General features: G+C 28.7%; 13 protein-coding genes. 4 read left to right on the forward strand and 9 right to left on the reverse strand.

Features of this window, described 5'->3' with window-relative positions:
- Positions 1-88: 88 nt before the first annotated feature.
- Positions 89-874, forward strand: a complete 786-nt coding sequence (locus GQF29_RS07295) for a zinc dependent phospholipase C family protein (RefSeq protein WP_008789197.1) — start codon at positions 89-91, stop codon at positions 872-874.
- A complete protein-coding gene (locus GQF29_RS07300; RefSeq protein WP_017144043.1) occupies positions 846-2,102 on the forward strand; it encodes an MFS transporter in 1,257 nt (418 codons plus the stop codon). The genes GQF29_RS07295 and GQF29_RS07300 overlap by 29 nt, the downstream gene beginning before the upstream one ends.
- Positions 2,103-2,194: 92 nt before the next feature.
- On the opposite strand, the gene GQF29_RS07305 is transcribed toward GQF29_RS07300, so the two are convergent.
- A complete protein-coding gene (locus GQF29_RS07305) occupies positions 2,195-3,313 on the reverse strand; it encodes an aldo/keto reductase (RefSeq protein WP_008789195.1) in 1,119 nt (372 codons plus the stop codon).
- A gap of 520 nt (positions 3,314-3,833) precedes the next feature.
- Here GQF29_RS07305 and GQF29_RS07310 point away from each other — a divergent pair.
- Entirely contained in the window at positions 3,834-4,643 is an 810-nt protein-coding gene (locus GQF29_RS07310; RefSeq protein ID WP_017144042.1) for a prepilin-type N-terminal cleavage/methylation domain-containing protein, read from the forward strand.
- A 107-nt stretch (positions 4,644-4,750) separates the two neighbouring features.
- Positions 4,751-5,851 (forward strand): DUF362 domain-containing protein, encoded by a 1,101-nt coding sequence (locus tag GQF29_RS07315; protein WP_008789193.1) that lies wholly within the window; start codon positions 4,751-4,753, stop codon positions 5,849-5,851.
- Between the two features lie 32 nt (positions 5,852-5,883).
- Here GQF29_RS07315 and GQF29_RS07320 read toward each other — a convergent pair whose 3' ends face one another.
- The 8 genes from GQF29_RS07320 to GQF29_RS07355 all read right to left on the reverse strand — a co-directional run bounded on the left by GQF29_RS07320 (position 5,884) and on the right by GQF29_RS07355 (position 13,807).
- Positions 5,884-6,321, reverse strand: coding sequence for a helix-turn-helix domain-containing protein (locus GQF29_RS07320; RefSeq protein WP_008789192.1), 438 nt, complete (start codon positions 6,319-6,321; stop codon positions 5,884-5,886).
- A 60-nt stretch (positions 6,322-6,381) separates the two neighbouring features.
- Entirely contained in the window at positions 6,382-6,756 is a 375-nt protein-coding gene (locus tag GQF29_RS07325; RefSeq protein WP_008789191.1) for a PTS sugar transporter subunit IIB, read from the reverse strand.
- Positions 6,750-7,598, reverse strand: a complete 849-nt coding sequence (locus tag GQF29_RS07330; RefSeq protein WP_117599142.1) for an alpha/beta fold hydrolase — start codon at positions 7,596-7,598, stop codon at positions 6,750-6,752. Before GQF29_RS07330 ends, GQF29_RS07325 begins: the two co-directional genes overlap by 7 nt.
- 122 nt (positions 7,599-7,720) lie before the next feature.
- Entirely contained in the window at positions 7,721-8,422 is a 702-nt protein-coding gene (locus GQF29_RS07335) for a hypothetical protein (RefSeq protein ID WP_008789189.1), read from the reverse strand.
- On the reverse strand, positions 8,415-9,173 hold the full coding sequence (locus tag GQF29_RS07340; protein WP_008789188.1) for an ABC transporter permease: 759 nt from the start codon (positions 9,171-9,173) through the stop codon (positions 8,415-8,417). The genes GQF29_RS07335 and GQF29_RS07340 overlap by 8 nt, the downstream gene beginning before the upstream one ends.
- Positions 9,163-10,056 (reverse strand): ABC transporter ATP-binding protein, encoded by an 894-nt coding sequence (locus tag GQF29_RS07345; protein ID WP_236916402.1) that lies wholly within the window; start codon positions 10,054-10,056, stop codon positions 9,163-9,165. The genes GQF29_RS07340 and GQF29_RS07345 overlap by 11 nt, the downstream gene beginning before the upstream one ends.
- 41 nt (positions 10,057-10,097) lie before the next feature.
- The gene (locus GQF29_RS07350; protein ID WP_008789186.1) at positions 10,098-11,879 is read right to left on the reverse strand and encodes an ATP-binding cassette domain-containing protein; all 1,782 of its coding nucleotides are present in this window, start codon (positions 11,877-11,879) and stop codon (positions 10,098-10,100) included.
- Positions 11,873-13,807 carry an ATP-binding cassette domain-containing protein gene (locus GQF29_RS07355; RefSeq protein WP_017144040.1) on the reverse strand — a complete coding sequence of 645 codons (1,935 nt, stop codon included), beginning with the start codon at positions 13,805-13,807 and terminating at the stop codon, positions 11,873-11,875. Before GQF29_RS07355 ends, GQF29_RS07350 begins: the two co-directional genes overlap by 7 nt.
- Positions 13,808-13,890 lie beyond the last annotated feature (83 nt).

Raw genomic sequence — 13,890 nt, forward strand, 5'->3', positions numbered from 1 at the left:
ATAAACATGATATGATTTAATTAGAAATTAACATAGATTTGATGGTTTTTAATATTTAACTTTTTATAATAGAGTGGGAGGATTGATTATGCCAGCAGGTTATGCACATTTTGATTTTGGACAACAAGTTTATAACAAATTAGATTTAGAACTACAGGAGCGATTAAAAAAGCATATGAACTTATATAATATTGGAGTTCATGGCCCAGATATTTTATTCTATCATCAGGCATTAAAAAAGAATATAGTAAAAGATTTAGGTTTCTCTATGCATAAAAAACAGGCTTATGATTTCTTTAAAGATGCAAAGCATATTATTAATCACAGTCTATATAAAGAAGATGCTTTTGCCTATATTTGTGGATTTATCACTCATTATGTTTTAGATAGTGAATGTCATGGATACATAGGGAATCAAGAAAAGATATTAAATATGACTCACAGTGAAATTGAATCAGAGTTTGACAGGGAATTACTTGTTCAACAAGGCCAAGATCCTTTAAGAACTTCTCTTACAAGTCATATCCATCCTTCATTAGAGGTTTCTCAAGTCATTGCTCCTTTTTTTAAAGTCACTGATAAAGAAATTTGGAAATCTTTAAAAGATTTATTATTCTATTTGAATATGATTAAAGCACCAGGAAGATTCAAAAGAGGATTCGTATTATTAGCTATGAAAGTTGCTGGTATATATCCTAACTATAAAGGTCTCATAATAAATTATGTAAAAAATGAAACATCTCGAGAATGTATTGATGAATTGATCAGGAAGAAAAATCAAGCAGTCAGTCTTGCTGTTTCTCTGATACAAGATTACTCTATTCATCTTCATGATGATTATCTTAATGAAAGGTTTGGGCAAACTTATGAATGATAAGAAGTTAACAAAGTTAGAAAAATATTGGATTATGTATGATGTAGGAAATTCTGCATTTATACTCTTAGTTTCAACAATTATTCCGATCTATTTTAATCATCTTTCTTCAATGGCAAATATCTCTGAAGTTAATTATTTAGCATATTGGGGATATGCAGCTTCTCTTACAACAGCAATTGTAGCAATTATTGGTCCTGTACTAGGTTCTATTGTAGACACTAAAGGTTATAAAAAACCATTTTTCTCAATAAGTATGATGGTTGGTGTACTGGCTCTTGCTGCTCTCTCATTTCCAACGTCATGGGTTATCTTTTTAGCCATATTTGTCATCGCTAAAATAGCCTTTTCAACAGCTAACATCTTCTATGACTCAATGTTATTAGATATTACAACACCTGAACGAATGGATACTGTTTCTTCACATGGCTATGCTTGGGGATATATTGGAAGTTGTATTCCTTTTGTAATCAGTTTAGTATTTGTTCTTTTTTATGAAAGTATTGGCATGTCTTTTGAAATGGCTATTATGATTGCTTTCTTCATTAATGCAATATGGTGGTTTGCATTAACAATCCCTTTATTAAGAAAATATCAGCAAGTCTATTATGTTGAAAAACCAAAACATCCAATCAGGCAAAGCTTTCAACGCTTGTTTCATACTCTTAAAGAAATTACGAAAGACCGTAAGGTTTTCCTATTCTTGGTTGCATTTTTCTTCTATATTGATGGTGTTTATACAATTATTGATATGGCAACAGCCTATGGAAGTGCCTTAGGTTTAGATACTCAAGGGTTACTCGTTGCGCTACTTGTCACACAGATTGTTGCCTTTCCATTTGCATTAATATTTTCAAAATTATCTAAAATTTATCCTGCAAAATTACTTATTAAAATATGTATTGTTGCTTATACATGTATTGCTTTGTTTGCTATTCAACTTGATAAACAGTGGGAATTTTGGCTTTTGGCAATTTGTGTTGGTATGTTCCAAGGTGCCATTCAGGCTTTATCACGTTCATATTTTGCTAAAATTATACCACCTCAAAAATCTGGTGAGTATTTTGGATTATTTGATATTTGTGGCAAAGGTGCATCCTTTATGGGAACTGCTCTTGTAAGTATAACTGCTCAATTAACTGGATATATGAACATTGGAGTAGGCATGATTTCTATTATGTTTGTAATTGGATTTTATTTCTTTAATAAAGCAACAAAAGAAATGTAAAACAACAATATTTATACTAAAAAATACTCCTATTTATAGAATGATATAAATAAGAGTATTTTTTATTATGTTGTCTAGTCAATATTATAAGATTATTTTTCCAAATCAATAACTACACGTTTTAAATCCTCACGAATTGAAATTTGTTGTGGACACATTTTTTCACAAGCGCCGCATTCTTTACAATGACTCGCTTTTTCCTGCTCAGACATCTTTGCATACTTTCCTTTAAAAAGTTTTTCATCATCATAAACAAAACGATTATTCCAATATCTAAAATTGCCTGGTATATTGATTCCAAAAGGACATGGCATACAATATTCACATCCTGTACAACCATTCTTTGTACGTGAATGCAATGTATCTGCAACCTCTTCCACAATCTTTAATTCATCGTCTGTTAAATTTTTGTAATCAGTAAATGTTTTCAAATTATCCTCTACCTGTGCTAGTGTTGACATCCCACTTAAAATTACTTTAACACCTGGTAAAGTTCCAACATAACGCAAAGCCCAAGAAGCAAGCGTTTTATCAGGCGCATAATCTTTAAAGTGTTTTGTAACATCTTCTGGTAAGGTAGCTAAAGAACCACCTTTAATAGGTTCCATAACGACCAATGGAATACCTAATTCATTTGCTAAATCAACACCTTTTTGTCCAGCTTGTATTCCCATATCCATATAATTTAATTGCAATTGACAAAAATCCCATTGATGATAACGAATAATCTCCTCAAATACATTAAACTCATCATGAAAACTAAACCCTAAATATTTAATTTTTCCTTCTCTTCTTAATTCCTCGCACATATCAATAATATTATATTCAATAACTTTCTTCCATTTATCACTATCTAATGCATGCAATAAATAAAAATCAACATAATCAACATCTAATCTTTTTAACTGTGATTCAAAGATTTCTTTGGCTTCTTCTTGACTATTAATCTTCCAAATTGGTAACTTTGTAGCAAGTTTAAAAGAATTTCTTTCATATTTTTTAAGAACTCGTCCAACAAAGGGTTCACTCATTCCATCATGATAAGGATAAGCTGTATCAATATATGTGACACCTGATTGAATTGCCAAATCAATCATTTTTTCAGCTTCAACTTCTTCTATTTTTCCATCTTTAGTCAATGGAAATCTCATACACCCAAATCCTAATAAAGATGTTTCAACATTTAATTTTTCAAATTTTCTTGTTTCCATATACATTCCTCCATATCCATAATATAAGTATATATCAATTTTTATAAATTGGAAATTATTTCTTATCTGAAACAAAAAAACAAATCTTTACTTTTATACCCACCATCATCATTGACAATCTTTATTTAGCAGTTTTATAGTTTTTTATATCATTCTATTTGATTACTATAAACTTTATCTCTTCTTTAAACAAAAGTCTCCCTTTTAAAAAACACAGCATAATGATAACTAAGAAGATAAGCGATAATTCACACCTGCTTTAAATATTCAAGTAGATGAGTAAGCTCATTATTTACTCATGACACCCTTCTCAATTTCTGCTTGGTATATTTCAAAAAACAAAGGAATAAATCTCACATATCATATTTATAATGATTTTTCTCAAGTATTAAAAAGGAATTATTTTCAAAAAATATTCTTATAGGAATACTTTTCTTTTTTTGAAAATACTATTATCTGTAGCATATATGTTTGTAACATTTTGGCGAAAGTGGTATATTTAAACCATGGAGGTGATTCTATGCTGAGGAAAAATAAACATGGTTTCACTTTAATTGAAATAATTATAGTCGTTGTTATTTTAGCAGTGCTTATGGCTGTTGCTGTACCAACTGTTTTAAAATATATCGACACTGCTCAAGAGGCACCTGCTTTAACGGAATGTTATGCTTATGTTACAGCATCCCAAAAAAGAGTTATTGATAAATATGCTCAAAATAAAAGTGATAATATTCATTTAAACAATGATGATAAGATATGGATTGATGATTTTGTTGATGTAGAAAATGGTGAAATCCAAGGAAATATTAGTGTAGTGAATAATGAAATTACAAGATTATTATATAAAGCAAGTAATGGAATATATGTTCTTTTTGATAAGACTAAGGACCCTCAATATTCAATTGTATCTAAGGATGAAATTGATAATCCTCTTTATGATTCTATGAATAATATGCTGGGCATTTATATAGAGATGACAAAAGAACTTGCTAAAGGACAAACAACACTTGATAGAAAAGAATTAATAGGGAAATTAATTAATGAAAATAAATTACAGAAAGTTGATAATAATATTTTAGAAAAAATAAATAGTCAAACTGACTTATATTGGAGACCTTATTATATAGGTGAGAAAGATAATCCAGAAATGATCTTATATGCAAATTCTAGTTGTACAAGCAATCCTGATTGGAGAGCTAATATTGTTTATGTGAATGGCAAGATTTATCAATGTAATATAGGTATATCTTCTTATTATAGTTATAAAAACGTAACTGACTTAGAAGCATTGATTCAAAGTCAACCACAGAATTATAAACTTATTGAATGAAATGAGAACAATAATCAATGAATATTGTTCTTTTTCTTGACTTCAAGCGTACTTTAAGTGTTAAGATAATAAGAGAATAGGATTTTTATTAAGTAGGAGGGAAAGTTATGGAGAAATCAAAAGTATATTATTGTGATATGCATACAGGAAGAATGAATCTTCCCGAAAAATTGAAGTTCTTAATGAAAAAGGCAGGTTTTGAAGACATTGATTTTACTAATAAGTATGCAGCTATTAAGATTCACTTTGGTGAGCCTGGAAATTTAGCATATTTAAGACCTAATTATGCTAAGGTTGTTTGTGATTATGTTAAAGAATTAGGTGGAAAAGCATTTCTAACAGACTGCAATACACTTTATGTAGGTGGACGAAAGAATGCTTTAGATCATCTAGATAGTGCCTATACTAACGGTTATAATCCTTTTCAGACAGGTGTACATACAATTATTGCTGATGGCTTAAAAGGAACTGATGAGGAATTGGTCCCAGTTAATGGAGAATATGTGAAAGAAGCTAAAATTGGTCAAGCAATTATGGATGCTGATATTGTTATTTCTTTAAACCACTTTAAGGGACATGAATTGACTGGCTTTGGTGGTGCACTTAAAAATTTAGGTATGGGTTGTGGCTCTCGTGCTGGTAAAATGGAAATGCATAGTGCTGGTAAACCATCTGTTGTTCAAGATTTATGTATTGGCTGTGGACAATGTATTAAAATTTGTGCACATGATGCACCTACAATTACAGATCATAAAGCTTCTATTAACCATGATAAATGTGTTGGATGTGGACGTTGTATTGGAGTCTGTCCAAAAGATGCTATTAAAGCGAGTATGGATGAAGCCAATGATATCTTAAACTATAAAATTGCTGAATATACAAAAGCTGTTGTTGATGGCCGTCCATGTTTCCATATTTCATTGGTTATTGATGTATCACCATATTGTGATTGTCATAGTGAAAATGATATCGCTATTGTTCCAGATGTTGGGATGTTTGCATCTTTTGATCCAGTTGCTTTAGATCAAGCATGTGCTGATGCAGTTAATAAACAACCAGCAACAGCTAACAGTATTCTTCATAAACATGGTCATGAACACCATGATCATTTTACTGATGTTTCACCAGAAACAAACTGGAAATCATGCTTAGAACATGCTGAAAAAATTGGTTTAGGTACACATGAGTATGAACTTATTGAAATTTAGTAAATGAAAATGACGCATTTTTGCGTCATTTTTTAAACTGAAATTGATGATATATATCGTTCTACTCTTTTTTTTAACACTTCAACATCATTTTCTGATTTAATTATCATTATGATACTTTCTGGCTGTTGAGATGAAGCTATAACAGTCACAGTTTTATGATTTATTATTGTTTCATCAATCTTATCAAAAATAGTCTGCAACTCTTTTTGGGCTTTTTCGTCTTTATATATAATCTTTGATACCAATTGATACATCTGTTCCATTGAAATAATAATTTCTGATTGTCTCGGTTGACCAAAAACACGCAGCATAGCTTGATATGTTGTTAACCAAACATCACCACTCTTACGGATTTCATCAGAATGAAATCTTTTTCTTTCAACAGCTTTTCTTAATGTATTTCCATTAGCAAGACCCCATTTTTCAGCAGCTTCACTAAATGTTAAAACTTGAGTTAGATCTATCACTATCAGCAACCTCCATTTTTATTAATTATAAATCAATTTATTGAAGTTGTATAGCAAAAATCATAAACTTGCTTTGATATCATCCAATGCTTTCTTACCATTCATAGTTCCAAATGCACGCATATCTACCAAGTGTACAGGAATATTATATGGCATCATAGCTTTGAATATTGTTTCTTTAAGATATCTCACTTGTGGAGCAATCCAAACACTTGTAATAATTTTGTCTAAATGATACTTCTCAACTTGGCGGTCATTAAGTAATTCAGCTGGTCCATACGCCAAAATCATATCATATGATTCCATTAAATGTTCTAAATCTTGCAATACAATAAAAATATGTTCAACCAAAACCTTTTCATCAGAAGCCTGCCCAATCTTTGAACAAAACAAACTGGAAGTTGCACCTCCAGAACAACAAATATATACTAACATGATATAACCCTCCTTATAAACTGTTCCATGTTATAAATAAATTCACTCTCTTTATCAATAAAGACTTCATGACCACATTGATCATATAAATAATACTCAATGTTTGGATTATTATATTTTATGATTTGATTATCTATATATTGGTATTGACATATACGATCGTCTTTTCCTTGCATAATAAGAGTTGGTGTTTCAATGTTTTTTATCATATTCTCGAAAGAATGCTGATAAAACCAAGAAGACATAGCACATATGTGGCGAAGAGATTGAGGTGGATTTAGATCACTGTAAACAAATTGACGAACTTGTGGTATAGAAAAGAATTCTTCAGGCGTAGCATCATCTAATGTCTTAAACGTTTTTATAACACTATCATTGAACCTATGAGTATATGGCTTTTTCATTAAATTATAAAACTCTAATGCTTCTTCCCTATAAAATGTAATAGCGGGACTACTTAATATAACACCACAGAATTGTTCTGCAAACCTTTCCAAACATAAACTTGCTAAGCATCCACCAAATGATCCACCCCATAGAAAAAGATTTTGAATACCCCAACGTTCCTTAATACTCGCAACAATCTGTAAAACATCATTTGTAATTGTTTCAATACTTAAGCCATTTCTCAAGTCATATTCGGATAGACCACTTCCTCTTTGATCAAAATAAATACAATGAAATTCTTGACTTAATGTTTGAAAAGCAGATAATTCCATAATTGCTTTCGCTCCACTTCCTGGACCACCATGTAAGAAAAGAATAGCTGTCTCACTTATTTCAGGTTTTACTGAATAAATTTTGAGTTGACAATCATTAACTTGTAACTTGTATGATTCCATATTGCACCTCCCAGTGTATGTCGCTATATCGTGACATACATAGAATATCATATTTATGAGCATATAACAAGGCTTTTTACATAGAAAAAGAACTCTTTCGAGTTCATCAAGAGGGTTATATATTACATTCCCTTTCTAACAATCCTATTCAAATACACTGTTCCAAACTTTAATACCATACACTCTAGTATTATATAAATGATTAAATAACTCATAGAGTTAAAATTATTATATAATATTTGATCCATTATTTTGAACAAGAATAACTGATACCTTTCATTAAAAATAACCATTCCTGAATAAAAAAATGTAAAACTTTCTACAAAACCAAGAACTGCTTGTACTCTTTGAAAATATAAAGTTAAAAAGATAAATAAATAATTAAGAATACAGTATTGAATCATAGCCAGCAATATATATAGTAGACTTCCACTCAAGGATATATCTATGACGTATTTCACAAAAGGACTTAAAAAAATGAATGACAGAATAACTATCAACACAGATTCTATAAGTATAGGTATTAATCTTACAAAAGAAATTGTCCAATAAGAAACTTTTAAATGATAACAATGTTGAAATTGCTTCAATCTTATTTCACTTTCAATTCTACTAGATACTTCAGCAAAACTATTTATAAGTGAAAACCAAAATCCTATTTTCAATATCATTTTTATATTCAATAAACTTCCTGCAATAATAACAAGAGATATCATTCCCAATAAAAAAATAATTCTCTCAATATAATGAATAACCGTTTGATAAATATAACACTTCTTTGTTTGGAAATAAAACATGAACTCTTGCCCAATCATCTCAAACATAAAAGATACTCCCACTTCTATAATTTTCTTTCATGATCAAATGGTAAAGAAGAACTCCTATTCCTAAGTAAATGAGACCTTGTATAAACAATATTCCAATGAATTGTATATCTATTTGTCCATTTTGCATTCCATGAATAATAACTCGCAATGGCAGAAAAGGAAACAAATATGATATAAATTCAAGGATTGGCAATGATGAAATGTTATATGTAATGCCTCCAAAAAATAGGACAAAGTAATAAAGAAGATTTGGAATAGCTGATAATTTCTTATATTTCAAAGTCATTGCTCCAATAATTAATCCAATAAAATAAGAAATAAATATACACACAATTATAAGCGTTCCTGTTAATATCATAGACATCCCAGACAACCAAGAATAATCAAAATCACCTATGCACAATATTATAGAAAAGACAATACTTGCTTTTATAAAATCATAAATCATTTGAATAAATGATCTTAAGAAAATGATTCTCAAAAATGAAACCCTTGTTCCAAGAATATGAACAAGAGTACCATCCATAATTTCTTCTTCTATAATATAATTTATATTTATAAAACCATGGGTAGCACTATACCATACAAATAATAGAATTAAAACAGTTTCTTTATCTGTAACATCTAAATAATCTAATAATCCTAAAAACAATACTAATAAACCTATATTAGCAAAAAATAAATTAAATTTGAAATGAAACATTTCTTTCCAATATCTACGCCATTCTATTTTAAAATTATACCACATATTCTATACTCTTTTGGAAATCTATAATATCCATACTCTCTTTAGAAAACTCTAAAACATCATATTCTAAAATAATGGCATTTTTTTGTATATCAGTAACATATACTTCAAAATAGGTTTCATTTCTTGTTAATTCTATTTGTGGAAATTGGAAAATGAATTTCTCATACTCTACATCTGCAATACACATATGATAGATGCAAATATCTTCTTTAACATATTGATTTATTGATGTATCTAATGCAATATTTCTATTTTTAATAAAGATTGTGCGACTGTTCATCGCCTTCATAAATGACATATCATGAGATGTCATAAGAATTGTCATATTTTTTTGCTTATACTCAAGTAAAACCTGTGATAGAATGTGTATACTTTTTGAATCTAATCCATTCGTTGGTTCATCTAATAATAAAACTTCTGGTTGGATAATTAAAGCAACAATAAGTGCTAATTTCTGTCTGTTCCCCTGTGACAGAGCATCTACCTTTTTATCAAGATGCTGCTTAAAATCAAACCTTTGGCATAAGTCAAGAAATTCTTTTTCAATCAATTGATAACGTATTTTATTGAGTCCAAAAAAATATCTTGCATTCTCATAAGCACTCAAGTATCCATAATATCCTTGTCCACTTTCCATAACAAATTCACATAAATCTAAATTCTTTTTCTTTTGATTATTTATACCAAAAACATAGATATTTCCACTGTCCTGATATATTAATCCAGCAATCATTTTCAGGATTGTACTCTTCCCAGTACCATTTGCTCCTACAAAAGAAACAATCTCTCCCCTTGTCATTTCAATATTCAAGTCTTCTATAATTTGATGCTCACCAAATGACTTGCTGATATTTTCAAGTAAAATAGTATCATTATTCATACCTACCTCCAGAAATGCTCTTTTCAACATTATAACATAATCTAAAACTTCTTTATAATATTTATATTTGATACTGCTTTTCTTATCAATACATAAATAAAGTATGAAAATATAAATATAAAGAATATAGCTAATGTTATCAATAAGCATATATGAATAATAACATCTCTATCTAATAAATCTAATCCCCAATAAATACCACTCACTATCATTATCGATATTATCCAAGGATAGAAAAGTAAGTAAAGTTCTTTTTTTAACAACAAATTATTCATTTTCTTTTGTGAAACACCATTAACCTCCAACAAAACCGCTTGCTTTCTCCATTGATATTGATCAAATATTTTTAAAATGATAATAGCGATTATAAATAATCCAATAATAAATCCTATACTCAATTGATTGAAAATCTCTAATTGATTGGAAACACCTATCACCTTCAAAAGATTTGAATGGGCTGATACTTCTAATTGTGGATAATCATCCATAAGAACTTTTAAGACATTTAAATAATCATTAGAGTCATTGAGTTGAATGATAAATGTTTTTGATGATTTTAATTGAATATCTGTATACTTTATTAAGTTTTGATACTCTTGGTAGGGAATATAAATAATTCTTGATAAAGAGGATAATCCTCTATAATCTTCAAACTTCTCGTTTAAATAATTATGTATTGGAAGTGTGAAATGATAGTTAGATAATTGACATTCAATATTTTCATTCTTTTGTTGCCTATACAATTCATAATTCCCATAATATTGTTGATCATTATGAGCATTTTCCTGATTGAGATAATGTTGAAAATAATCAGAACTCATATAAGGGGATAGGAGATATCCATTATCTGTTTCTATAGGTATAAATCTTTGAACATCTTGAATATATTCATTATATTTCATTTCTTTTACTTCATCATTCGATAATGGATAGTTTGCTTCAACAATTATTTGAGTGCTTTGTAGTTCTTCAATTGTATTATTTAATCTTTCTATATACGTTTGGAAGAATACAGATAAAAAGCAATAAAATGTCATGAGTAGAGTAAGTAATATTTTAAAGGTAAGATATTGAAATCGATTATACTTTAATATCTTTCTATAAAATAAATTGAGAGAGTTTTGATATGATGATATTTTTGGATTTGGAATAGTATTATGCGTAATTTGCGTATCTTTTCTATTAATAATTTTTTGTTGTTCAATCTCATAAAGGCAATCACTTACCTCTTTAATAAGTTTGTCGTGAGAAGCAATGAGAATAGTTTTATGATACTTTTCTTTTAAGAGAATCAAAACATCTATTAATTTAAGTTTATTATCATAATCAAGATAAGCAGTAGGCTCATCTAAAATAATCAATGGTGTATCTTTCATCAAAGCACATACAATCGCAAGACGCTGTTTTTCTCCACCTGATAACTTTCTAATGTCTGTTTGATCATCTAAAAAGAGATTGAGGTCAGTCAAATATTCTCTAGCCTGTTTTTCATCAAACTCTTGATGTGAAAGATATGCAAAAAATTGAATATTCTCAAATAGACTCATACTATCAATAAGCTGTATATTTTGAAAAACAAATGCAATATGACTTCTTTGGAATTCTTTCTTTTTTTCCAAAGTTACTGAACAGATATCATAGTCATAGAAATAATAATTCATTTGAGCATTTTGTGTCATAAGTGCAATATCATATAATAAAGTACTTTTTCCACAACCACTCTTACCTGAAAGAACAGTTATTCTTTCATCTGGAATGATAATATGTCCATCTTTTATTAATGGCTTATCAAATGCAAGATTTATATTTTTTAATTCTAACATAAATTATTTTTTTCTCTTCGCAATACATAATACAATATAGCCTGTTCCATTAAAGAAAGAATAATTGCTGTAATCATAAAAATAATCATATTTAACAATAAATAATGTGTTCCCAATACAACAACAGTTAACAAACTTAGACTTATCCAAGAAAACCCATGAATAAATGTTTCAATAGATAAATATTTTCTCATATATGAATGATTAACCCCATTATATACTAATTGTTGTCTTTCTCTTCTCTTAGATCTTAACTGAAAATAAAAGATGACTGCATATACAATAGCACTTAATAAACCAATTCCACCTATAATCATAACTCTACTTTCTTGAAACTCAAATTGTTCTTGAGCTCCCTCAGTATAGAATACTGATTGTGAAAAAACATCATAATCTTCATTTAATTCTGTTAGATCTTTATATACATCAGCTATCTTATCTCTTTCTGCAAAGATGACATAGTCATCATATGAGTATGTCATTGCCGTTACGTTTTCTGCACGAGGTTTACTTCCACTGCTATCTCCGTTATATTGATTAAGTATTGCCTCATACTGCTGATAAGGAATATATATTATATAAGGAGTATCAAAGCTTTTATAATTTTTACTAACATCTATAGCCTCATCAATATCAAATTTCATATCGATTTGTTTATATGATATATATCGATATATTTGACTTTCATTATTATAGATATATTGATAAGTTGGTATATGAAGGGGCAACTCTACTGTATCACCACTTTGAATATTTTGTTCTGTAGCAAACTGAGAAGAAATAAAGATTTTCTTATTATCTTTATCCATATTATTTTCAGGAAAATACGGTTTAACAACAGGGCGTTCTGCAATGACAATATTTTCATCTATAATATGTTCTTGCTCATTACTTATAATTTTAACGCTTTTGGCTTCTGTTGTATTATTTGGATTAATTACTGAAAACTGTCCTATATTATAAATTGATAACACTCCTGAAATATTTTCTATTGCTTCTTTTTCTTTATCTTCTAAGGGTATCGAATTCCATTCTTCACCACTTACATACATTTCATGAGGAGCATATAGTTGACGTTTCCTAAAATAGATCATACTATCTTCTGCTAAATATTGATTGCCTGACAATCCACTGTATAAAGTATATTCATTATTAAACACAACGCCTAACTGAATACATAAAAAGACACCTATGACAATTAAAAACATTTGTTGTAACCATTGAAACTTATTTTTATATTTTAGATATTGAAGTGGTTTAAAATGATTGTTTTGTTTATTGACTAATTCAGATTCATTTTTTAAATGTTGTTCTTTCATTACAATCTGATAATCTTTAATTTCATAGATAACATCACATATTTCTAACAATTCACCTTCATGTGTTGTCAATATAATTGTTTTATCCTTCAACTCTGATAAAACTTTTTTCAATCTAACAATACTCTGATAATCTAAAGATGCTGTTGGTTCATCTAATATAATAATATCTTTTTGACTGAATAATGCTAAAGCTATTAAAAACCTTTTTCTTTCTCCAATAGAAAGTTGACTTGGTGAATGTTTGAGGTTCACCTTATCAATTCCAACCTTCTGAAGATATTTATAAATTATTGATTTCTCCACTTTTTTATCCTTCAATTCTCCATAAAACTGAAAATGTTGAAAGATATTCATATTTTCAAAATAACTTCCATTTTGATCAACATAAAAAACATGATTTAAAATAAACTCTTCCTTATTCATAACTATTTCTTCATTATAAGTTATCTGGCTTTGACTAGTAAGAATAGTTTTTATGAGTGTTGTTTTCCCACTTCCACTAGCTCCTATAACTGCATGAATATTTCCATTATAGAATTTAACATATGCATTTTTAAAAATGTGTTTATTAGAATAACTTATATTAATATCTGAAATATTTAACATATTCAATCTCCTCGTATAATATATTTTGTAAAGATGACTAGTCATCTTTACAAGTTTATTTCAATATTGGATTTTCCTAAGTT

The organism is Coprobacillus cateniformis, assembly GCF_009767585.1.
GTDB classification, from domain to species: Bacteria; Bacillota_I; Bacilli_A; order Erysipelotrichales; family Coprobacillaceae; genus Coprobacillus; species Coprobacillus cateniformis.